Annotated in this window: 15 protein-coding genes; 8 read left to right on the top strand and 7 right to left on the bottom strand. The window is 61.2% G+C overall.

Annotation, left to right across the window (positions count from 1 at the left end):
• Positions 1-32 precede the first annotated feature (32 nt).
• From GQ59_RS21955 to GQ59_RS21945, 3 genes are read left to right on the top strand one after another with little or no spacing between them, the layout of a single operon-like run.
• Complete coding sequence (locus GQ59_RS21955; RefSeq protein ID WP_051904124.1) at positions 33-881, top strand: ABC transporter permease; 849 nt, start codon at positions 33-35, stop codon at positions 879-881.
• A gap of 6 nt (positions 882-887) precedes the next feature.
• Complete coding sequence (locus GQ59_RS21950; RefSeq protein ID WP_037085015.1) at positions 888-1,691, top strand: ABC transporter permease; 804 nt, start codon at positions 888-890, stop codon at positions 1,689-1,691.
• A gap of 20 nt (positions 1,692-1,711) precedes the next feature.
• Positions 1,712-2,776, top strand: coding sequence for an ABC transporter ATP-binding protein (locus tag GQ59_RS21945; RefSeq protein WP_037085014.1), 1,065 nt, complete (start codon positions 1,712-1,714; stop codon positions 2,774-2,776).
• A 100-nt stretch (positions 2,777-2,876) separates the two neighbouring features.
• Here GQ59_RS21945 and GQ59_RS21940 read toward each other — a convergent pair whose 3' ends face one another.
• The 5 genes from GQ59_RS21940 to GQ59_RS21920 all read right to left on the bottom strand — a co-directional run bounded on the left by GQ59_RS21940 (position 2,877) and on the right by GQ59_RS21920 (position 8,833).
• Positions 2,877-3,758 carry a dihydrodipicolinate synthase family protein gene (locus GQ59_RS21940; RefSeq protein ID WP_037085012.1) on the bottom strand — a complete coding sequence of 294 codons (882 nt, stop codon included), beginning with the start codon at positions 3,756-3,758 and terminating at the stop codon, positions 2,877-2,879.
• A 36-nt stretch (positions 3,759-3,794) separates the two neighbouring features.
• On the bottom strand, positions 3,795-5,411 hold the full coding sequence (locus GQ59_RS21935; RefSeq protein ID WP_037085010.1) for an ABC transporter ATP-binding protein: 1,617 nt from the start codon (positions 5,409-5,411) through the stop codon (positions 3,795-3,797).
• Positions 5,404-6,327 (bottom strand): ABC transporter permease, encoded by a 924-nt coding sequence (locus GQ59_RS21930; protein ID WP_037085009.1) that lies wholly within the window; start codon positions 6,325-6,327, stop codon positions 5,404-5,406. Before GQ59_RS21930 ends, GQ59_RS21935 begins: the two co-directional genes overlap by 8 nt.
• 11 nt (positions 6,328-6,338) lie before the next feature.
• Positions 6,339-7,253 carry an ABC transporter permease gene (locus tag GQ59_RS21925; protein ID WP_037085008.1) on the bottom strand — a complete coding sequence of 305 codons (915 nt, stop codon included), beginning with the start codon at positions 7,251-7,253 and terminating at the stop codon, positions 6,339-6,341.
• 83 nt (positions 7,254-7,336) lie between these two features.
• A complete protein-coding gene (locus GQ59_RS21920) occupies positions 7,337-8,833 on the bottom strand; it encodes an ABC transporter substrate-binding protein (protein WP_037085006.1) in 1,497 nt (498 codons plus the stop codon).
• A 434-nt stretch (positions 8,834-9,267) separates the two neighbouring features.
• On the opposite strand from GQ59_RS21920, the gene GQ59_RS21915 reads away from it, so the two are divergent.
• From GQ59_RS21915 to GQ59_RS21905, 3 genes are read left to right on the top strand one after another with little or no spacing between them, the layout of a single operon-like run.
• Positions 9,268-10,461: a sialidase family protein gene (locus GQ59_RS21915; RefSeq protein WP_037085004.1), complete on the top strand. Its 1,194-nt coding sequence runs from the start codon at positions 9,268-9,270 to the stop codon at positions 10,459-10,461.
• A complete protein-coding gene (gene pdxA, locus GQ59_RS21910; protein ID WP_037085002.1) occupies positions 10,461-11,408 on the top strand; it encodes a 4-hydroxythreonine-4-phosphate dehydrogenase PdxA in 948 nt (315 codons plus the stop codon). The genes GQ59_RS21915 and pdxA overlap by 1 nt, the downstream gene beginning before the upstream one ends.
• A 10-nt stretch (positions 11,409-11,418) precedes the next feature.
• Positions 11,419-12,537 carry an iron-containing alcohol dehydrogenase gene (locus GQ59_RS21905; protein ID WP_037085001.1) on the top strand — a complete coding sequence of 373 codons (1,119 nt, stop codon included), beginning with the start codon at positions 11,419-11,421 and terminating at the stop codon, positions 12,535-12,537.
• A 46-nt stretch (positions 12,538-12,583) separates the two neighbouring features.
• Here GQ59_RS21905 and GQ59_RS21900 read toward each other — a convergent pair whose 3' ends face one another.
• Positions 12,584-13,288 (bottom strand): FadR/GntR family transcriptional regulator, encoded by a 705-nt coding sequence (locus GQ59_RS21900; RefSeq protein ID WP_037085000.1) that lies wholly within the window; start codon positions 13,286-13,288, stop codon positions 12,584-12,586.
• 3 nt (positions 13,289-13,291) lie between these two features.
• The gene (locus GQ59_RS21895; RefSeq protein WP_037085147.1) at positions 13,292-14,320 is read right to left on the bottom strand and encodes a four-carbon acid sugar kinase family protein; all 1,029 of its coding nucleotides are present in this window, start codon (positions 14,318-14,320) and stop codon (positions 13,292-13,294) included.
• Positions 14,321-14,643: 323 nt separating this feature from the next.
• Between GQ59_RS21895 and GQ59_RS21890 the strand changes: the two genes are divergently transcribed.
• Complete coding sequence (locus GQ59_RS21890) at positions 14,644-20,868, top strand: HAMP domain-containing protein (protein WP_152564422.1); 6,225 nt, start codon at positions 14,644-14,646, stop codon at positions 20,866-20,868.
• 10 nt (positions 20,869-20,878) lie between these two features.
• Positions 20,879-22,555, top strand: a complete 1,677-nt coding sequence (locus tag GQ59_RS21885; protein ID WP_037084998.1) for a response regulator — start codon at positions 20,879-20,881, stop codon at positions 22,553-22,555.
• Positions 22,556-22,586 lie beyond the last annotated feature (31 nt).

The raw sequence follows: 22,586 nt of genomic DNA, 5'->3' as shown, positions 1-22,586 counted from the left end.
ACGACCCTGCCTGCCATAAAAAGGGAACGGCAATGGGCATCAGCCTTTCAAAACTGACGGAAAAGACCAACATCTGGCCCTGGCTGCTGCTCGCGCCCCTCGGCCTCTACATGCTCATCTTCTTCGCCGTGCCGCTCGCCGACGTGGCGATCATGAGCTTCACCGAACCGAAGGTCTCGCTTGCCAACTACCAGAAGGTCCTCACCGGCGCGCTTTACCAGCGCGTCTTCCTGAACACCTTCGTGACTGCGGCCTTCGTGACGCTCTGCTGCCTTCTGGTCGGTTATCCGCTGGCCTATCTGATGGCGCATTCGAAACCGCGCACGGCAATGCTGATCCTGCTGCTCGTCACCATGAGCTTCTGGACGAGTTTCCTCGTCCGCACCTATTCATGGATGGTTCTGCTCGGCAACAATGGCCCGCTGATCGCCTTCCTGCAGATGGTAGGTGTCGATAGACCACCGCAGCTTCTCTTCACGCGGTTCTCCTCGACGCTCGCCATGGTGCATATCCTGGCCCCCTACATGATCATGAACATCTACACGGTCATGAAGAAGATCGATCCGGCGCTGATCCGCTCGGCGGAAAGCCTCGGCGCCAGGGGCTGGTCGCTGTTCCGGCATGTCTACCTGCCGCTGACGGCGCCCGGCATCGCCAATGGTTCGGTTCTCGTCTTCGTCATCTGCCTCGGGTTCTATGTGACGCCGGTTCTGCTCGGCAGCCCGCGCGAGCAGATGGTCGCCGGCCTGATCGGCCACCAGATCGAGGAATTCCTGGCCTTCGGTCTGGGCTCCGCCATGGCGATGATCCTGCTCGTCGTGACGCTCATCATCCTCACTATCTATCATCGCCGCTTCGGCCTCGACAAACTCTGGGGGTGACCGAACATGAATACGTTCATGCGCTGGGCCGGCTTCGTCGTCGTGCTCTTCATTGCAGCCCCGCTCGTCATCGTCGTGCCGATGTCGTTTTCGAATGCGAGTTCGCTGCAGTTCCCGCCGCCGGGCTATTGGTTCGGTTATTATCGCGCTTATTTCACCAACACGGACTGGCTGATACCCACCTGGAACAGCATCCTGATCGCGACCGCGACGACCATTCTCACCATGGCCCTGGTCGTGCCGGCAACCTTCGCCCTGGTGCGCCACAAGTTTCGCGGCAAGGGTTTTGCCGACCTGATGATGCTGATGCCGATGGCGGTGCCGCATATCGTCATGGCGGTCGGCTACTATTCCTACTTCGGCGATCTCGGGCTGGTGCACAGCCATCTCGGCGTCATCCTGGCGCATACCTGCCTGTCGGTGCCGATCGCCTTCCTCGTCCTTTCGGCCAATCTCAAAGGCTTCGACCGAAATCTTGAACGCGCCGCGCTAAGCCTCGGCGCCAGTCCCGCGAAGACCTTCCTGCACGTGACATTGCCAATTCTACGGCCGGGGCTGGTCATCAGCTCTCTTTTCGCCTTCATCCAGTCCTTCGACGAGACTGTGGTCGCGATCTTCATCTCGGGCCGCGACGCAGAGACCCTGCCGCGCAAGATGTTCGACAGCATCCGCCAGGAGGCCGATCCGGTGATCGCCGTCATCTCGACGCTGCTGTTCTTCGTCGTGCTGATCGGCATCGCGGCTCCCTATTTCGCCAGCGCGCTGCGCAGTCGCGCTCCCAAGCCGAGCCGACCGGCCGGCGCGCATTGATCCTCGCAAGGACTTCTCCCATGACGAACTACCTGCAACTCTCCAACATCACCAAGACCTACGGGCATTTCACGGCGCTCGACGACGTGAGCCTGTCGGTCGACAAGGGGGAGTTCGTGACCTTCCTCGGACCGAGCGGCTCCGGCAAAACGACGACCCTGATGATCATCGCCGGTTTCGAAAAGGCGAGCGGCGGCAAGGTGGAGATCGGCGGTCGGTCGATCTCAGGGCTTGCGCCGCATGAGCGCAATATCGGGATCGTGTTCCAGAACTACGCCTTGTTTCCGCACAAGACGGCGGTGGAGAATGTCTATTTCCCCCTGCAGATGCGTGGCGTCAGCCGCTCGCAGGGCTTGAGGCAGGCGGAGGACATGCTGTTTCTCGTCGGCCTCAAGGGTTTTGGTCATCGTCATCCGAAGGAACTGTCCGGCGGCCAGCAGCAGCGGGTTGCGCTCGCCCGCGCCCTCGTTTTCGAGCCTTCGCTGCTTCTGCTCGACGAGCCGCTCGGCGCGCTCGACAAGAACCTGCGTGAGCAGATGCAGATCGAGATCAAGCGCATCCAGCGCAGCCTCGGCGTGACGACCATCTTCGTGACCCACGACCAGTCGGAAGCCATGTCGATGTCCGATCGCATCGTGGTGTTCGAGAAGGGACGTATCGAGCAGGTCGCGCCGCCGCTCGATATCTACCATCGCCCGCAGACCTCCTTCGTCGCCGCCTTCATCGGCGAGAGCAACCTGATCCCGGCAATCATCACCAGCGGGGCCGGCAAAACGGCCGAGAACCCGACGCTTGGAGCCTTCCAATACGCTGGCGAAGATGCTCTTGCCGACGGTCAAAAGGTGACGCTTCTGATCCGCCCGGAGCATATCAAGCTGTCGCGCAGCCCGATCGAGGGCCGCAAGAACGTCCGCATGATCGTCGAGACGATCGTCAACTACGGCGACAACGCACTCGTGATCGGACGGGCAGGGGATATCCCCATGCGCGTCAGAGTGCTCGGTGCCGATGTGGTGATCATCAAGGAAGGCGAGGAATGCTGGATCAGCTGGGCGCCGGACGCGGTCTTCGTCATCACCAAATAGGGTGCACTCGAAGGATCTCGTAAACTGGCGAGGCCTCACGTCAGCAAACGCTATTCCGCTCCTCCATTCAAAGCACATGTTGCGCCTCGAAGTCGAAACCCTACAGCAGCTCGTACTTCTTCAGGATCTCTCTTATTTCCTCGTCCTGAGCCTCGTCTGGAAGCAGGGCAGGCTGCCTGCTCGCGCCGACTGATTTGTCCTGCAGGTAAAGCGAACGCTTGACCATGGCGGGCGCAAAGCCCAGTGCATAAAGGTCGGTGCGGAAGGCGGTATAGATCGCCTGCTGACGTTCCGCTTCCGCAATGTCGCCGGAGTTGAAGGCTGCAAGGATGCCGGCGAGCACGTGCGGCAGGGCGTTTCCGAGGCCTGATATGCAGCCAGCCGCACCGTTCTGCAGCGACCACAGGACGAGGTGGTCGGGACCGGAGTAGACCTCGAAGCCCGGGTTTTCTTTCGAGACCTGAAGGTAGGCTGCCAGAGTTTCCTGAGCGCCGCCAGAATCCTTGATGCCGGCGATATTGCCGTGCCCGGCAAGCTTTGCGGCCGTCGCCGGCTCGATATGGTTCTGGGTCCGGGCCGGGATGTCATAGAGATAGACCGGCGTCTTGACCGTATCCGCGACCGTCGAGAAATGGCGGACCAGCCCGTCCTGGGTGCAGGCGATGAAGAAGGGGGTGATGACGGCGATGCCGTCGACGCCGATCCGATCGAACTCTTTGGCCAGTTGCACTGTCTCGAATGTAGCCGGCATCCCGGCATTGACGATGACTTTGGCGCGACCCGCAACCTCGTCGACCACGTGTTCGGTCAGGCGGATCTTTTCTTCATGGGTGAGAGCCGTGAAATCGCCGTTAGTGCCGGCGCACATGATGTTGTTGCCCGCCGCCACCTGCCGGCGCACCTGCGCGCGGGTCGCCTCAAAGTTGATCGTCTCGTCTTCGTTGAAGCAGGTCACGAGTGCGACAAAGGCATTTCTGGTCATTCAATCAACTCCGCTTATCCGCCGATCGGCGTTATATCAGGCACGTTTGAGACGGGCTGCCCGGTGTTCGGCCTGAACATCCGGGTCCGGATCGAGGCTCGCCGCCAGGAGCGCTTTTGTATAGGCTTCACGGGGCGCCTCGAAGATCTCCCGAACGGTGCCCAATTCCACCACTTCACCCTTCTGCATCACCATGACGTAATCCGCGAAGTCGCGGACCACAGGCAGATCGTGGGCGATGAAGATGAAGGAGATGCCCATGTCCCGGCGCAGCTTGTCGAGAAGCGCGATGACCTGAGCCTGCACCGACACGTCGAGCGCCGACACCGCCTCGTCGCAGACGATCAGCTGCGGTTCGAGCGCCAGCGCCCGGGCGATTGCAATCCTCTGCCGCTGTCCGCCCGAGAACTGGTGCGGATAACGGCTCATGTGTTCGACTGAGAGGCCGACCTGCGCCAGCAGCTCCGCGACCCGTTCCCGCCACTGGCGTTTCGGCAGGATATCGGGATGAATGGCCCATGCTTCGGAGACGAGCTGGAATACCGTCATGCGCGGATTGAGCGACTGGGTGGGATCCTGGAAGACCATCTGAAGATCGCGTCGGAGCTTGTAGAGTTCCGATGGCGAGAGCGTGAAGAGATCGCGTCCCTTCCAATGCGCGGTGCCGGCATCCGGCTCGTCCAGCCTCAGAAGAACGCGGGCGAGCGTCGATTTGCCCGAGCCGCTTTCGCCGACGATTGCCATGGTTTCGCCGGCCCTGAGATCGAACGAGACGCCCTTCAGCGCATCGAAAGAGCCGTAGCGTTTGCGTATGTCCCGGACACTGAGCAGCGGTTCGCCCGAAATCTGCGCGATGTGCATCTCGCCTTTTCCGGGGGCGGCGCCGATCAGCTTTTTGGTATAGGGATGCGTCGGGTTCTTGTAGACGTCGCGGACCGTGCCGGTCTCGACCAGTTCGCCTTTTTCCATGACGACCACGCGATCGGCGATGTCGGCCACCACACCGAGATCATGGGTGATGATCAGCACGCCCATGCCGGTTTCCCGCTGCAGCTCCTTCAACAGCGCCAGCACCTCGGCCTGGACCGTCACATCGAGCGCTGTGGTCGGCTCGTCGGCGATCAGCAGATCGGGCCGCAGCGCAAGCGCCATGGCAATCATCACCCGCTGACGCTGGCCGCCGGAAAATTCGTGCGGATATTTGCCCATGGCGCCTTTCGGATCGGGAATGCCGACCCGCGTCAACAGACGCAAAGCTTCGCTCCTGGCCTGTTCGGCCGGCATGCCGTGGGTCGTCATCGCTTCGCGGATCTGCCATCCGACGGTATAGACCGGGTTCAGGTGGCTGAGCGGGTCCTGAAAGATCATGGCGATCCGCCGCCCGTTTGCCTCGCGGCGCGCCTGGGGCGGCATGGTCAGCAGGTCCTTGCCGTCAAGCAGGATCTGCCCGGCACTGATCCGCCCGGGCGGCATGTCGATGAGGTTCATGATCGCCGCCGACGAAACCGACTTGCCCGAGCCGCTTTCGCCGAGGATCGCCAGCGTCTCGCCGCGGTCGAGATGATAGGAGATGTTTCGCACGGCATGCACGACGCCGGCGGCCGTGTGGAATTCGACCGAAAGGTTGCGGACTTCCAGCAGGTGCTCAGCCATTCTTTCGGCCTTTCATTTCCAGGCGCCAGCGCTGAACGGGGTCGAGCGCGATGCGCAGCCAGTTCGACAAAAGGTTGAGCGACAAGGTGGTCATGATGATTGCCAGGCCGGGCCAGAATGACAGCCACCAGGCATTGGTAAGATACTGGCGCCCCTGGGAAATCATCAGCCCCCAGGTGATCGCGGGAGGCTGGATGCCGATGCCGAGGAAGGACAACGCGCTTTCGGCAAGCATGACATAGGCAAAGTCCAGCGTCGCCAGCGTGGTAAGCGTCGGGAAAACGACCGGCAGGATGTGACGGAACAGAATGCGGTTCTGCGAAGCGCCCATCACCCGCGCTGCCTGCACGAACATCCGCTCGCGGATCTCCAGCACTTCGGCGCGGGTGGTGCGGAGGTAAACGGGGATGCGGGTGATCGACAGGACAGCGACCAGGTTCAGGATCGAGGAACCCAGGAGATAGAGGACGATCACCGCGATCAACAGCGAGGGGAAGGACATGATCACGTCTGCCAGGCGCATGATCACCTGCCCGATGCGAGGTGATGAAAAGCCGGCGACGAGTCCGAGCAGCGTGCCGGTGATCGACGACAGGATGACCGCGCCGGCGGCGACCATGATCGTATTCTGCGTCGCGACGATGATGCGGGCGAGCAGCGGCCGGCCGAGAGCATCTGCCCCCATCCACCACACCCATTCACGGCTCCAGTCGAACGGCGCGAGGTTGCGGCCGCGCAGATTCTGCTTGGTGGCGAGCTCCCCAAGCCAGGATGGCCCGACCAGGGCAAGCACGATGATCACGAGCAGGAAGATGACCGCGCATAAGGCGAACTTATCGGCCCAGAGCATTCGCGCCATGCGGACCGGGAAGGGAGGCTCGTGGGTGATCGTCGTGTCGGGGGTGGAAACAGTCATCCTTGCGCTCCTCAATGACGGATGCGCGGATCGAGAAGCGCATAGGCAAGGTCGATCAGCAGGTTCATGAGGAAGATCGCCAGCGCGGTCACCAGGATCGCGGCAAGGACGACGTTGAAATCCCGCTGCAGGATCGAGTCGATCATCAGCTTGCCGACCCCCGGGAAACCGAAGATGGTCTCGATGACCACGGCGCCGTTCAGGAGGCTCGCGGCCTGATCCCCGATGACGGTGATGACCGGCAGCATGGCGTTGCGCAGGGCGTGGATGAAGATGATCGGGCCGGCCTTGACGCCTTTTGCGCGGGCCGTCTTCACATAGGCGGAGGAGAGCGCGCCGATCATCGAGCCGCGCACCACCTGCACGATGATGCCGAAGGGACGGACGAACAGCACGGCGATCGGCAGGATCCAGTGCAGGATCGACCCCGTGCCGGAGGTCGGCAGCCATGCGAGGTTAACGGAGAAGACGACGATCGCGACGATGGCCAGCCAGAAATCCGGGACCGATGCGCCAACGAGTGAAATGATCGAGGAGAGCCGGTCGAAGAAACCACCGGAACGAAAAGCGGCGAGCGAGCCGACAACGATGGCGGCGGCCGTGACGAGCGACATGGTGATCACGGCAAGCCAAAGCGTCCACACGAAGGCCTCCGTCACCACACCCAGCGCCGGCCGTGCCTTGCGCAGCGATTCTCCGAGATTCCCGGTTACCACGTCGCCGACATAACGTCCGAACTGGACCATGAGTGGGTCGTTCAACCCGTGAAGCTCGCGGAACTGCTGCTTCATTTCGGCCGAAGCCTCGACGGGCAGGAAGAGCGCGGCCGGATCGCCCGTCAGGCGGGACAGGAAGAACACCAGGACAAGCAGCCCAACCAGTGAAATCAAGCTCGCCACGGAGCGCTTACGAATGAAACTGAGCATGTCGCCCTCGACTATTATGGCGGCGGATAGATACCCGCCGCCTTTGGGTCGTGATTGGAAATCCGGCAGCCGGTTTCCGCTGACTATTTGATGCCGATCTCGGACAATTGCAGCATCGAATTTGTCGCGATCGTCGGTTTGAATTCGATACGCGGCGAAACTCGCGAGAAGCCGACCATGTGGAAGAGAAGGGCGTCTGCAACCACGTCGTCATGCAGGTAGGCGATCAGCTGCGACCAAAGCTTCGCACGTTCGTCGCCGACCGCCGCCGAGGCGCGCTTGATCAGGTCGTCGACCTTGGGGTCGGTAAAGCCCGATTGCGTACCCTGAGAGGCATATTTGAAGAACATGGTGAAGGACGGATCGCCCTTGGAGTTGTCGTGCATGGCGGCGACGATGATCGGGCCACGACCTTCCTTGAAGGGCTTGGAATAGTAGCTCTCGTGCTCGGCCACTTCGACAAACTTCAGATCGACCTTGAAGCCGACTTCCTGGAGCTGCGACTGAACCGCTTCCATGATTTCGGTAACATTCGGGAAGTTTGCCGTGCGGGCGATCAGCGTGATCGGCGTATCGACCTTCACGCCGGCGGCCTTGGCCTCCGCGAGAAGCTTCTTGGCACCTGCCGGATCATAGGGGAACACCTTGACGTCCGGGTTCCAGCCCTGCGTGGTCGGCGGAACCAGCGCCGTCGCCAGAACGGCACCGTCCGGCACCAGTGTGCCGATGAATGCCTGACGATCGATGGCCAGATTGAGCGCCTTGCGAACCCGCACGTCATTCAGCGGCTGAATGTTGTGGTCGAGACGCAGATAGACCGTCTCGCTGTCGAGATAGGAGAAGTCGGTCTTCGGATCGGTCGCATCCAGCTGCGAGATCGACGGAGAAAGATCCGCTTCGCCGGCCTTCACCATCGCCGCACGCACGGACGGATCGGAGCGGAAGAGATAGGTCGCCTCGGTTACCTGCGGCTTGGCGCCCCAGTAGTCGCTGCGGGCGGCCAGTACGATCTGCTGACCCGGCGTCCAGTTTTTCAGCGCATAGGGGCCGGTTCCGATCGGCTCGCGAATGAATGCCAGCGGGGTTTCTTCCGGAACGATCGTCACCAGCGACATCAGCAAGGGCAGGATCGGCTGGGCCGGGTCGGCCTTGAAATCGATCGTGTAGGGATCGACGACATTGGCACTGATCTTCATGCCGCCGAAATAGCGGCGGGATTCGCAGGCGTTCTTGTCGCTCATCACGCGGTCGAAGCTATGCTTCACATCCTTGGCGTCGAACGTCGTTCCGTTGGAGAACTTAACGCCCTGTCGGAGATGGAACCGCCAGCTGCCGTCCTGGGTCTGCTCCCATTTCTCGGCAAGGCGCGGCATGACACCCTTCTTGCCGCGAACATCGAGCTCGGTCAGCGTTTCGCTGACATTCTCCATGATGATACGGCCGATATTGGAGCGGGTAGCCATGCAAGGCTCCAGCAGATCGGCTTCCTCTGGCAGCACGATCTTGATGGGACCGGACCCTGCGTAAGCCGGCGCAAGCGCAGATCCCAGGATCAGCGCGGTCATCAGCATCTTCTTCATGTAGTTCACCTCCCAAGTGAATATATATTGATCAGACACCGTCCCGATCGACCTGCCGTGGCCCGGTGGATGAACGGCTGATTTGGTGATTGGCGAGCCGACCCGTGAAGGAAGACCGATGGCGATTTAGAGGCTCTATCGTGGAGTGTCCGGAGCCTGGACCGAAAATTTCTCCTGACGGCAGGGCCACATATTTCGCTGCACCGCGATCGCCTATTCCTCCTGTGCTATTCTCCTCCAAACCATGTTCCGTCCCAAACACTTTGTCAAATTGTTTTGTGATGTAATTTTTCGAGAAAAATTAATCCGTGAAAATATTGTTATATTCCAGATTGTTATGGTGACAGCAGCACTCGAAACCTGCGGCTTGCGCATATTATAAAACTTGACAACTTTGTGTTTCTGGCAATTCTCAGCGCCGAGAGGAGAGCTTTATGAGCCCTGATGAAATAGCGGCAGCAATGACCGGCACGGTACGGATGGTGGCCGCCGGCAGGCGCGAAGCCTTGCTGCCTTCCCCTATGGTCCAGAACCATGCAAGCTTCCTGCATCTCCTCGCCGACGGCGCGTTGATCTGCGCCTGGTTCGGCGGCTCGCTGGAGGGCAAGTCCGACATATCCATTTTCGCGTCCGTCCTCCTGCCCGGCTCGGATCTTTGGGGCCCGCCGCAGAGGCTGAGTTTCGATGACGCACATTCGGAGCAGAATCCGGTTCTGTTTGCCGCGCCCGATGGCCGGCTCTGGCTTTTCCACACGTCGCAGCCTTCCGGTAATCAGGACGAATGCCGTATCCGGATGGCCGAGATCCGGCGCGATCAAGGCGACCCGACAAGGCTGACAGCGGAGGCGGGCACCTATCTCGGACTGCCGAAAGGATGTTTTATCCGGGCTCCGTTGTCGGTGCGGGGTGATGGCGCATGGCTTTTGCCGATCTTCCGCTGCGTTCAGCGGCCGGGCCAGAAATGGAATGGAAGCCATGACACGGCGGCTATCGGGATTTCGACAGATGCCGGGAAAACCTGGCGCCTCGAAGAATTGCCGCAATCGACCGGCTGCGTCCACATGAGTCCCGTTGCCTTGCCGGCAGGCGGTCACGCGGCATTTTTCCGCCGAAGGCAGGCGGATTTCGTCTACCGGAGCGAAAGCGACGACGGCGGCCGATCCTGGTCGGTGCCCGAGGCAACGGATGTGCCGAACAACAATTCTTCGATTGCGGTTATTCGGTTGAAGGACGGTCGGCTTGCGATGATCTGCAACCCGGTAAACGCGGCTCAGTCGAACGATCGCCGTGCTTCGCTTTACGACGAGCTCGGCGAGAGCGACGAAAGGCCGGATGCGGATCCCACAGGTGGATGCGTGCCCGTCTGGGGCGTGCCCCGGGCGCCGGTCTGTGTCTGCATTTCGAATGATGGTGGTCTAGGCTTCCCAGTCCGTATCCTGATCGAAGACGGGCCGGGCACCTGCCTGTCCAACGATTCCACCGATGGCCGGAACAAGGAAATGTCCTATCCGTGGCTACTGGAAGCGCCGGACGGGACATTGCACATCGCCTATACCTATCATAGGCGGGCAATCAAATACGTGAGCCTGGCTTCGGGCTGGGCAGACGCGACTGACGGGAGAATTTGATGAGCAATATCATTGGTATCACCATGGGTGACCCCTGTGGCGTCGGTCCGGAGATAACAGTCAAGGCCCTGGCCGAGATGTCGGACGCCGATCGCTCCGCAACGCGGGTCTACGGCAATCTTGCGACGCTGGAGGCGGCCCGCGATGCGGTCGGAGTCACGCTCGATCTCGCGCCCTACGTCGTCGACCTTCCGGTGGAGGGAGCGCCTCTGCCCTGGGGGCAGTTGTCGGCGCTCGCCGGCGATGCGGCGTTCCGCTTCATCGAGCGCGCCGTACGTGATGCCGAGGCCGGCTCGATCGGCTGCATCGTCACGGCGCCGATCAACAAGGAAGCGCTCAACCTTGCAGGTCATCACTACGATGGCCACACGGGCATGTTGCGCAGCCTGACCGGTTCGGCAGCGGCATACATGCTGCTGGCGTCCGATCGCCTGAAGGTGATCCATGTCTCCACGCACGTCTCCCTGCAGGAAGCTATCCGGCGCGCTACGACGGAACGGGTTCTGGCGACGATCCGCGCCGGTGACGCGCATCTGAAGCGCATCGGTTATGAACGTCCGCGCATTGCGGTTGCCGGCATCAATCCCCATTGCGGCGAAAACGGTCTCTTCGGCACGGAGGACGACGATCAGATCGCGCCGGCCGTGGCGGCCGCCCGCGCCGAAGGCATCGAGGTTCATGGTCCGATTTCCGCCGATACGGTTTTCCACCGGGCCTATTCGGGCGCCTTCGACCTGGTCGTCGCGCAGTATCACGATCAGGGTCATATCCCGATCAAGCTCGTCGCCTTCGATACGGCCGTCAACGTTTCTGTCGATCTGCCGATCGACCGCACCTCCGTCGACCACGGCACCGCGTTCGATATCGCCGGCAAGGGGATTGCCAATCACGGCAACATGAATTCTGCCATCGCCTACGCGCGCAAGCTCGTGGCGGGGGTCCGATAAGGAAAGCGTCATGGCCATTGCACCCATCACACTCCACCAGCCCCTGCGCCTCGCCGTCGGTGCAGGAACGATCAGCCAGGTTGGCGTCTGGGCTGGCGACGTCGACTCGACCCTGGTGATTGCCACGCCGATCACGGCAGGCTTCGCCGACCGTCTGCAGTTACCTGGCCGGTTTTCGGTATTCGACGCCATTCCGGGCGAGCCGGATACCTCGACCCTGGATGCTGCACTGGCGGCTGCCCGCAAGGCTCGTCCGCAACTGATCGTCGGCCTCGGCGGTGGATCCGTATTGGACGTTGCCAAGCTCGTCGCGGTGCTGTGGGATTCCGAGCAGACCCTCGACGACGTTGCCGGTCCCAATCGCGTCGCCGGTCGACGCACGCGGCTTGCCCAGGTCGCGACCACCGCGGGCACCGGCTCGGAGGCCGGCATCCGTTCGCTCATCACCGATCCGGTCAAGCGGACCAAGATCGCCGTGGAGAGTTCGCACATGATCGCCGATTTCGCCGTGCTTGATCCCGAACTGACCTATTCGGTGCCTCCGGCCGTGACCGCCGCGACGGGTGTCGATGCCATGGCGCATTGCGTCGAAGCCTTTACCAACCGCCGTGCCCATCCGATGATCGACGGTTTTGCTCGCATGGGTTTTGGGCTGGTCGGCCGATATCTGGCTCGGGCGGTGAAGGACGGGCAGGATACGGAGGCCCGCGAAGGGCTGATGCTCGCTTCCTATTACGGGGGCATTTGCCTCGGCCCGGTCAATACCGCGGCCGGCCACGCGATCGCCTATCCGCTGGGGACGCGGCTCAACCTGCCGCACGGCCTGGCGAATGCCATCGTTTTCCCGCATGTACTGGCTTTCAACCAGTCGGTCGTTGCCGCGAAGACTGCGGAAGTGGCTGCAGCGCTCGGTCTCGGGGACAATCTCTCCTCGGACGAATTGCGATCGTCAGCATGCGACTTCTGCGGAGCGCTTGGCATCCAGATGTCGCTGGCCGCTCACGGCGCCAGGCAGGAGGAGCTTTCCCTCTACGCTTCGGAGGCGCATGCGATCCGTCGGCTGATGGACAACAACCCGGCCGAAATGAGCGTCCGCGATGTGCTGGGTATCTACGAGGCGGCATTTTGAAGCGACGATCATCCGGCCATGGGTTGCCGGATGACATCTATCGGTTTCACCGGTGCGACGACTGAAAAAGTCGTTCGCGTGAACCTTTCAAGTGGTCCAGCATCAATTGCCGCGCCGCTTCCTGGTCTCCGCGCGTGATCGCATCGGCAATCGCCTCATGCTCGCCGAACACTTTCGCCAGCCCGGTTGCCTCTCTTTTCACGGAGGCTCCGTGGAATTTCATGCCCACGGCGATGTGATCTTTCAGGGCTTCCATCGCCGTCGAGAAGTAGCTGTTCTGAGCTGCTCGCGCGATAGCCAGATGGAACTGATAGTCGGCGTCCTCGCGATGGGCCTGGCGGTTCGTTGCATCGCGCAGCAATTCCAGGGCCCGCTTTATCGCCGCCAGGCTTTCCTTGTCGTGACGCCCTGCCGCTGCAGCAGCAGCAGCAGGTTCAAGCGTCATGCGGAACTCATAACAGTTGAGGAGATCGGCGACGTTTTCCAGCTGGCCGAATCCGAGCGGCTCACGTAGGCCGAGCGCACGCACGAAGCTGCCGGCGCCGCGCCTCGAATAGATCAGTCCCTGCTCGCGCAACCGTCTCAGCGCTTCCCGGACGATCGGCCGCGACACTTCGAATTCGTTGGCCAGCTCATGTTCGGTCGGCAACCGTTCGTCCGGCCTGTATGCCCCCGACTTGATCGCGCGCAACATCCGTTCAAAGACGATATCGGGAAGGCCCTTGCGGGCAGTACCGCTCTCAAGCCCCATCGTTCAACCCTTCTCGCCCATGGCTATTCTTGCTATCTGGCACAATGTGCCCGGCGTGCCGAATCCGCCGGATTTGGCGATGATGCATTGGCCTTCGATATAAGCCAAGCCAAGGCCCGGCAGACATTCGCCGAGAAGCCGGAACCTTGAGACATTCATTGCCTTCAAGACAGCCTCGGCAGTCGCGCCGCCCGAAAGAAGCAGGGTGGCGACCGGCGCCGTCATGTCCGGGACGATGCTCGCCGCCAGCCGGTCCGATACCAGAAGCGGCGGATCGTCCTTGCCATCCGGCGTGGCCTGAACCAGCGTCACGGAATGCTGGGGCGGTGCGATCTTCTCCGGGCGCCCGTTCGGCGCGGCAATATAGTCAGGCACGACCGCCTGCCGCAGTTCCTCGACTTGCGCCAGCGTGATCGGATCTCTGGAGCCGATGACAAAAAGGGCGGGGCCGGGTTCAGGAAGGGCTGGCTCGGCGACCGGACGGTCTGTCATGTGACAGGCCAGCGCCTCGGCTAGACCCCTGGCGCCGACAAGAAGATCGGCCCCGGCCTCATGGCCGATTGTCAGGGCCGCGGACATGTCTTCCTGTGAAAGCGTATCGGGAATGATGGCGCGTTCGGCATGAACGCCAAGCGCGTCGGCGACATTCAGCGGCTTGTCCAGGCCGAAACCTTCGACATGTCCCCTTCGGACGTTTCGTCCGAAATCAGGTATCGCAGGTGCGACGAGCGCCAGGTGAAAAGGCATGGCGTCGAGCTCTGCGGCGATATTGCCCTTGAGGCGGGAATCGACCTTCTTGAACAGAACGATGCCCGATGGAAGAGACGACAGGGCCGCAGCAGTTGCCTGCCGCGCAGCCTCCGCCTCGACTTCCCGAGTTCCGAGGTTAATTGAAAGAACCGCGGGTCTCAGTTGCAAGGCTGATCCGATAGCCTCGACGCTTAACGCGATTTCAGTATGCAAACCCCTGCCGGCAAACGGCGCCGCGCAATCAAGCGCGCCAGTCAGGTCGTCAGCAAGAATAACCAGCATAATGGACCACATAATCTGTTGTTATCTTTTTGAGCGAAATTTGCTCATATTGTCAATAAGCTAACTAACATATTTGACAAATCTTCTATTCCTCGTCTGTCGCGATCGGGTCGGTTGGATATGCCAATTTGAAAGCGGATCGGCCCTGTCCCGCGCTCCAAATGACGCAGGAGGCTTGGTAAGCCCAGCCTGTAGTCTTTTTAAAATCGCGCACTAGATTCATCTGGATTTTAGGGCAGGGGGGTTCTGTGGCTAGACAGGGCAATGACGTTCAGCGCAGTGGCGTAGATTCGGATGACCTTTCGGAGGTCGATGTGGCGGTGATGGCGGACGAAGACGCCCGCGCCCTGCTTGAAGCTCTCCTGGCGATGAGACGGGGAGACTTTTCGGTCCGGATGCGGTCCGACATGACCGGCGTCACAGGAAAAATTGCAGATACATTGAACGATATCATCGCGGCCAACCAGAAAATGGCGGCGCAGCTCGAAAATGTCGGCCAGGTGGTCGGGCGGGATGGGCGCACCAGCACGCGCGTCAGATTTGGACTCTCTGACGGAGCCTGGGCGGATATGGAAGGGTCGATCAATACCCTGATCGACGATCTGCTGTGGCCGACGACCGCCGTTACCCGGACGATCACGGCCGTCGCCAAGGGCGACCTCCTGCAAACGGTTCCGCTTGACGTCGATGGGCGACCCTTGAAAGGGGAATTCCTGCGTTCGGCCGAGATCGTCAACACGATGATCAAGCAGCTAAGCGTCTTCACATCCGAAGTGACGCGAGTGGCCCGCGAGGTCGGTACCGATGGCAAGCTGGGTGGCCAGGCTCAGGTTCCGGAAGTCACCGGCGTTTGGAAAGACCTCACCGAGAGCGTCAATTCGATGGCTTCGAACCTGACCGCTCAGGTTCGCAATATTGCAGACGTCACGATTGCAGTCGCCAATGGTGATCTTTCCAAAAAGATCACCGTCGATGTGCGCGGCGAAATCCTGCAGCTGAAGGAAGCCATCAACACCATGGTCGATCAGCTCCGCTCCTTCGCGTCGGAAGTGACGCGCGTTGCCCGGGAGGTCGGTACGGAAGGAAAGCTGGGTGGCCAGGCGCTCGTGCCGGGCGTTGCGGGCACGTGGAAGGATTTGACCGACTCGGTCAACGCGATGTGCGGCAACCTGACGGCGCAGGTGCGAAACATCGCGCAGGTCACCACCGCCGTCGCCCGCGGCGACCTTTCACGCAAGATCACTGTCGACGTCTCCGGCGAAATCCTTGAGCTGAAGGAAACCATCAACACGATGGTCGACCAGCTCAACGGCTTTGCCGGCGAGGTGACGCGCGTCGCCCGCGAAGTCGGCACCGAAGGCCGTCTCGGCGGCCAGGCCCAGGTGCCGGGCGTCGCCGGAACCTGGAAGGACCTCACCGACAACGTCAATTCCATGGCGTCCAATCTTACGGCGCAGGTGCGAAACATCGCCGAAGTGTCGACGGCAATCGCCAACGGCGACTTGTCGAAGAAGATCACTGTCACGGTTTCCGGCGAAATCCTTGAGCTGAAGGAAACCATCAACACGATGGTCGATCAGCTGAATGCCTTCGCCTCGGAAGTGACCCGCGTCGCCCGCGAAGTGGGGACGGAGGGTCGGCTCGGCGGGCAGGCAAACGTTCGCGGCGTCGCCGGAACCTGGAAGGACCTGACGGAGAACGTCAACTCCATGGCCGGGAACTTGACGGCACAGGTGCGCAACATCGCCGAAGTCTCCACGGCAATCGCCAATGGCGACTTGTCGAAGAAGATCACCGTCGACGTGAAGGGTGAAATTCTGGAGCTGAAGGAGACCATCAACACCATGGTCGACCAGCTCAACGCATTTGCATCCGAAGTGACGCGTGTCGCGCGCGAAGTGGGGACAGAAGGCCGGCTTGGCGGTCAGGCCAACGTGCGCGGCGTCGCGGGAACCTGGAAGGACCTGACAGACTCGGTCAACTCGATGGCCTCCAACCTGACTGGTCAGGTGCGAAACATCGCCGAGGTTGCGACCGCCGTCGCCCAGGGCGACCTGTCGAAGAAGATCACCGTGACGGTGTCCGGTGAAATTCTGGAGCTGAAGGAGACCATCAACACGATGGTGGATCAGCTCAACGGCTTTGCCGGGGAGGTGACGCGTGTCGCCCGAGAGGTTGGGACTGAAGGGCGGCTCGGGGGCCAGGCGAACGTTCTGGGTGTTGCCGGCACGTGGAAGGATCTGACGGATTCGGTGAACTCGATGGCCGGCAACCTGACGGCCCAGGTCCGCAATATCGCCGAGGTCTCGACGGCGATCGCCAACGGCGACCTCTCGCGCAAGATCACCGTCGACGTGAAGGGGGAAATCCTTCAGCTCAAGGAAACCCTCAACACGATGGTGGACCAGCTCAACCGGTTCGCTTCGGAGGTGACGCGTGTGGCGCGTGAAGTGGGCACCGAAGGCAAGCTGGGCGGCCAGGCTCAGGTGCCGGGCGTTGCCGGTACCTGGAAGGATTTGACCGAGAACGTCAACTCGATGGCCTCCAACCTTACCGGCCAGGTGCGAAACATCGCGGAAGTGACGACTGCGGTTGCCCGAGGAGATCTGTCGCGCAAGATCACCGTCGACGTGAAGGGCGAAATCCTGGAACTGAAGAACACCATCAACACGATGGTGGATCAGCTGAACGCTTTTGCCGGTGAAGTGACACGTGTCGCACGCGAGGTCGGTACCGAAGGCAAGCTCGGCGGCCAGGCGCAGGTGTCAGGCGTCGCCGGCACCTGGAAGGACCTGACTGACAGCGTCAACTCGATGGCCGGCAACCTGACGGCACAGGTCCGCAATATCGCCGAGGTCGCCACCGCGATTGCCAATGGCGACTTGTCGCGCAAGATCACCGTCGATGTTCGTGGTGAAATCCTGTTGCTGAAAGACACCCTCAACACCATGGTCGATCAGCTTCGATCGTTTGCGGGCGAAGTGACGCGCGTGGCACGTGAGGTCGGCACCGATGGCCGTCTTGGCGGCCAGGCGGTCGTGCCGGGAGTCGCCGGCACCTGGAAAGACCTGACCGACAACGTCAACCTGCTTGCCGCCAATCTCACCACGCAGGTCCGCAATATTGCCGAAGTGACGACAGCCGTCGCCCGAGGCGATCTGTCGCGCAAGATCACTGTGGATGTGAAGGGCGAAATCCTGGAACTGAAGAACACGATCAACACGATGGTGGATCAGCTCAATGCCTTTGCGGGCGAAGTGACGCGCGTGGCGCGCGAAGTCGGCACCGAGGGCAAGCTCGGTGGGCAGGCGCAGGTGCCCGGCGTGGCAGGGACGTGGAAAGACTTGACCGACACGGTCAACGTCATGGCCGCCAACCTGACTGAACAGGTGCGCGGCATCGTCAAGGTGGTGACCGCCGTCGCCAACGGCGATCTCAAGCAGAACCTCACCGTCGCATCCAAGGGTGAGGTCGCGGCGCTTGCCGAAACCATCAACAACATGACCAATACGCTCGCGACCTTCGCCGACCAGGTCACCACGGTGGCTCGCGAGGTTGGCGTCGAAGGCCGCCTCGGCGGTCAGGCGAACGTGCCGGGCACCGCCGGTACATGGAAAGACCTGACCGGTAACGTCAATCTGCTCGCGGCCAACCTGACCACCCAGGTCCGTGCTATCGCCGAGGTCGCAACCGCCGTAACCAAGGGCGACTTGACGCGGTCGATCCAGGTGGAAGCGCGCGGTGAAGTTGCCGAGCTCAAGGACAACATCAATACGATGATCGGCAACCTGCGCCTGACGACGGAGCAGAATACCGAGCAGGACTGGCTGAAGACGAACCTGGCGAGATTCACCAACATGCTCCAGGGGCAGCGCGACCTGACGCTGGTCGGGAAAATGCTGCTTTCGGAACTGGCGCCTCTCGTCGGGGCACATCAAGGCGTGATCTATCAGGTGGACGCGGAGGATCGCCAGCCAACCCTGTCTCTGCTGTCCAGTTATGCGGACGGGGTCGGTGCGGCACATCCGCGGCGGCTGGAATTCGGTCAGGGCCTGGTGGGGCAATGCGCTATCGATGCCCGTCGCATTCTGGTTACCAACCTTCCCGACAATGTCGTTCCCATCAGCTCGGGGGTTTTCTCGACCCTTCCCAAGAGCGCGATCGTTCTGCCGGTTCACTTCGAAGGGCAGGTCAAGGCGGTGATCGAGCTTGCTTCGGCCGGCGAATTCACCGAGCTGCAGCTTTCTTTCCTCGACCAGCTGACGACTTCGATCGGCATCGTGCTCAACTCGATCGAGGCGACGATGCAGACGGAAGGCCTGCTCAAACAATCCCAACAGCTTGCGACCGAGCTTCAGACGCAGCAGAGGGAGTTGCAGCAGACCAACGAGCAGCTTGAGCAAAAGGCGCAGCAGCTCGAAGAACGAAACGTCGAGGTCGAGGCGAAGAACCAGGAAATCGAGCAGGCCCGTCGCGCGCTGGAGGAAAAGGCGACCGAGCTTGCGCTCACATCGAAATACAAGTCAGAGTTCCTCGCCAACATGTCGCACGAACTGCGCACGCCGCTCAACTCGATCCTTATCCTCGGCCAGCAGCTGGGAGAAAACCCCGACGGCAACCTTTCCGGCAAGCAGGTGGAGTTTGCAAAGACGATCCATGGGGCTGGCACCGATCTCCTCAACCTGATCAGTGATATTCTCGACCTCTCCAAAATCGAGTCGGGGACCGTTTCGGTCGATGCCGAGGAGATATTCATCACAAACCTGCTGGAGATGATGTCGAGGCCGTTCCGGCATGAGGCGGAAAACCGCGATCTCAGCTACATGGTCGAGATCGGCGAAGATGTGCCGAGAAGCATCATCACCGACTCCAAGCGGCTGCAGCAGATTCTCAAGAACCTGTTGTCCAACGCCTTCAAGTTCACCGCGCAAGGGGGCGTCACGCTGAAAGTCGCTCCGGTGACGGAAGGCTGGTCTCTGGATCATCCTTCTCTCAAACATGCTCCCTCCGTCATTGCCTTCGAGGTCACCGATACGGGGATCGGCATACCGCCGGAAAAGCAGCGCATCATATTCGAGGCGTTCCAACAGGCAGACGCCTCGACCAGCCGGAAATACGGCGGCACCGGCCTGGGTCTAGCGATCAGCCGCGAGCTCGCGAATCTTCTGGGCGGCGAAATCCAGCTGCGCAGCGCCCCCGGTGTTGGCAGCACGTTCGTACTCTACCTGCCGCTGACATATGTTGGCGCTTCCCCCGCGTCGAGATCCCTGCCGGCGCAAAGCAATGTCGTGCAACTTGCGGAGGCAGCCGCCGCGCGCCGCGCCGACAAATCCATAGAACAGGTCGAAGACGATCGCGGCGATATCAAGCCAGGGGATGCGGTTCTGTTGATCGTCGAGGACGATCCTCATTACGCCCGCGTGCTTGTGGATCTCGCCCATGACAGCGGGTTCAAGGTCCTCGTGGCTGCGCGTGGCAGCGAAGCGTTGAATTTTGCGCAGGAATACAAACCCGCTGCGATATCCCTCGACATCTTCCTGCCGGATATGCTCGGCTGGACGGTGCTGAGCCAGCTCAAGCAGAGCGCGGCGACGCGGCATATTCCGGTCCAGATCATCAGCCTTGACGAGGACCGCCAGCATGGCCTCACACGCGGCGCCTTCGCCTTCATGAGCAAGCCCACAACCACCGACAGCCTCGGAAAGGCATTCCTGCGGCTGAAGAACTATGCCGAACCCCGTCGCAAGCGGCTTCTGCTCGTTGAAGACAGTGAGGCGGAGCGGCTGAGCGTGACCGCTCTGCTCAGCCATGATGACATCGACATCGAAAGTGTAGGCTCGGGCGCCGAGGCGCTGGCCGCGCTTAAGCAGGATCCGGCCGACTGCGTCGTTCTCGATCTTACCCTGCCTGACATGTCGGGCTTCGAAGTTCTCGAAAGGATCCGCGACGACAGTGACATTGCCGAGGTTCCGGTCGTGGTATTCACAGGCCGCGAGCTTTCGCCGGAAGAGGACGCACAGCTCCATACGATGGCGCGCAGCGTCGTCGTGAAAGGTGTGGAGTCCCCCGAGCGTCTCCTCGATGAGACTGCACTTTTCCTCCACCGGGTCGTTGCCGATATGCCGGCCGCCAAGCAAGCGATGCTTGAAGAACTTCACAGTTCCGATGAGGATCTGATTGGGGAGACCGTTCTGCTGGTGGACGACGACGCCCGCAATATCTTTGCTCTCAGCAGCGTTCTGGAGCGCCGCGGCATGAGGGTTCTGACAGCAACGACCGGCAGCGAAGCCATTGACGTCATTCACAGGGAACCGGCTGTTGCGATCGTTCTGATGGACATCATGATGCCTGGAATGGACGGTTACGAAACGATGCAGGTGATCCGCTCGGACCCCAGGTTCCGGCGCCTCCCCATCCTTGCGCTGACCGCAAAGGCAATGAAGGGAGACCGCGAAAAGTGTCTGGAGGCGGGTGCGTCGGATTATCTGGCAAAGCCGGTCAATACGGAGCAATTGCTTTCCGCCCTCCGCATGTGGTTGCATCGCTAGGGATATGGCCATGAACCCCGTCAATATCCTCCTCGTGGATGATCAGCCAGCAAAGCTCCTCAGCTATGAAGTCGTGCTGCAGGAACTTGGCGAGAATCTGATCAAGGCCCAGTCGGGCAGAGAGGCCTTGGAGCATCTCCTGCGCAACGATATCGCGGTCATTCTCGTGGATGTCTGCATGCCGGAGCAGGATGGCTTCGAGCTCGTCAGCATGATCAGGGAACACCCCCGATACCAGCATACCGCGATCATTTTTGTGTCGGCGGTCATGATGGCCGAACCGGACCGGCTGCGGGGCTATGCGGCGGGTGCCGTCGATTATGTCTCCGTACCCATCGTTCCGGAGGTTCTGCGGGCCAAGGTACGAGTATTCGCGGACCTGTACCGGAAGACGAGGGAACTTGAGCGATTGAACGCCGACCTCGAGGATAGGGTTCGGGAACGCACTGCCGAGCTCGAAGCGTCTTCGAACCAGCTCCGTCAGCTCAATGAGGAACTCGAAGAACGGATCGACCAGAGGACGCGGGAGCGCGAAGAGGCGCTTGCTCAATTGTTCGAGGCGCAAAAGCTGGACACGATCGGCCAGCTGACCGGCGGCGTCGCCCACGATTTCAACAATCTGCTGATGGCGGTACTGGGTAGCTTGAACCTCCTGAAGAAGCGGCTTCCCATCGATGAGAAGAGCGAGCGGCTGATCGCCAATGCGATACAGGCGGCCGAGCGCGGCGCGGCTTTGACCCAACGGCTGCTGGCATTCGCGCGCCGCCAGGAACTGAAGCCGCATGCGGTCGATTTCGCCGAACTCTTCGAAAACATTCAAGACCTGCTGAGCAAGGCGCTGGGACCTGGGGTCGATATCGGAAAAGATATTCCGCCGCGACTTCCGCAGTTGTTGGTCGATAGCAATCAGCTCGAACTTGCTCTCCTTAATCTGTTCGTGAACGCGCGGGACGCGATGATCGGGGGCGGAACGATCATGGTGACCGCAGAGGAGAAAGATGTATCGAGGCACGGCCGCCTGGCCGCCGGTCGATACGTGCGAATCTCGGTTTCCGATACCGGAGAGGGGATGGACGAAGCGACGGTGGCCCGCGCGGCCGAGCCGTTTTTTACGACGAAGGGGCTTGGAAAGGGGACCGGTCTGGGCCTTTCCATGGTGCACGGCCTGGCGGCTCAATCGGGTGGCATCCTGGACCTGTCGAGCGTGAAGGGAGAGGGAACGACGGTGTCCTTGTGGTTGCCGGTCGCCGAAAATATTGCGGTGGCGGCGGCGTCACCGGAGACTACATCGCAGGACGCTGCTCCCGATGTGCCGCATGCACTGACGGTGCTGGTGGTCGACGACGATTCACTCGTCAGCATGGGAACGTCGGCAATGCTGGAGGATCTTGGCCATGTCGCCACGGAGGCATCCTCGGCCGCCGCCGCACTCGAGATCCTCGGCTCTGACCGGAAGTTCGACCTCGTCATCACGGACCACGCCATGCCGGGCATGACCGGAGCGGAACTGGCACGCCGGATTCTCGCCTCCTATCCGGGCTTGCCGGTGATCCTGGCCTCCGGATATGTTGAGCTGCACGAAGATCAAGAGCTTTCGGATCTTCCGCGGATGACGAAACCGTTCACTCAAGAACAACTCCAGACGGCAGTGCATCGCGCGGTGGCTGAGCGGGCGACGGCCGCCTGAGCAACCTCGCGCTCTGCGATTGTCTGCGCTG

The organism is Neorhizobium vignae (genome assembly GCF_000732195.1).
GTDB classification, from domain to species: Bacteria; Pseudomonadota; Alphaproteobacteria; order Rhizobiales; family Rhizobiaceae; genus Neorhizobium; species Neorhizobium vignae.
Note: the sequence above shows the minus strand (reverse complement) of the source record. Positions and strands in the feature narration are given on the sequence as shown.

Coding starts and splice junctions, on each gene's coding strand:
- GQ59_RS21955 (WP_051904124.1), top strand. CDS start 33: ATGGGCATCAGCCTTTCAAAACTGACGGAAAAGACCAACATCTGGCCC.
- GQ59_RS21950 (WP_037085015.1), top strand. CDS start 888: ATGAATACGTTCATGCGCTGGGCCGGCTTCGTCGTCGTGCTCTTCATT.
- GQ59_RS21945 (WP_037085014.1), top strand. CDS start 1,712: ATGACGAACTACCTGCAACTCTCCAACATCACCAAGACCTACGGGCAT.
- GQ59_RS21940 (WP_037085012.1), bottom strand. CDS start 3,758: ATGACCAGAAATGCCTTTGTCGCACTCGTGACCTGCTTCAACGAAGAC.
- GQ59_RS21935 (WP_037085010.1), bottom strand. CDS start 5,411: ATGGCTGAGCACCTGCTGGAAGTCCGCAACCTTTCGGTCGAATTCCAC.
- GQ59_RS21930 (WP_037085009.1), bottom strand. CDS start 6,327: ATGACTGTTTCCACCCCCGACACGACGATCACCCACGAGCCTCCCTTC.
- GQ59_RS21925 (WP_037085008.1), bottom strand. CDS start 7,253: ATGCTCAGTTTCATTCGTAAGCGCTCCGTGGCGAGCTTGATTTCACTG.
- GQ59_RS21920 (WP_037085006.1), bottom strand. CDS start 8,833: ATGAAGAAGATGCTGATGACCGCGCTGATCCTGGGATCTGCGCTTGCG.
- GQ59_RS21915 (WP_037085004.1), top strand. CDS start 9,268: ATGAGCCCTGATGAAATAGCGGCAGCAATGACCGGCACGGTACGGATG.
- pdxA (WP_037085002.1), top strand. CDS start 10,461: ATGAGCAATATCATTGGTATCACCATGGGTGACCCCTGTGGCGTCGGT.
- GQ59_RS21905 (WP_037085001.1), top strand. CDS start 11,419: ATGGCCATTGCACCCATCACACTCCACCAGCCCCTGCGCCTCGCCGTC.
- GQ59_RS21900 (WP_037085000.1), bottom strand. CDS start 13,288: ATGGGGCTTGAGAGCGGTACTGCCCGCAAGGGCCTTCCCGATATCGTC.
- GQ59_RS21895 (WP_037085147.1), bottom strand. CDS start 14,320: ATGCTGGTTATTCTTGCTGACGACCTGACTGGCGCGCTTGATTGCGCG.
- GQ59_RS21890 (WP_152564422.1), top strand. CDS start 14,644: ATGGCGGACGAAGACGCCCGCGCCCTGCTTGAAGCTCTCCTGGCGATG.
- GQ59_RS21885 (WP_037084998.1), top strand. CDS start 20,879: ATGAACCCCGTCAATATCCTCCTCGTGGATGATCAGCCAGCAAAGCTC.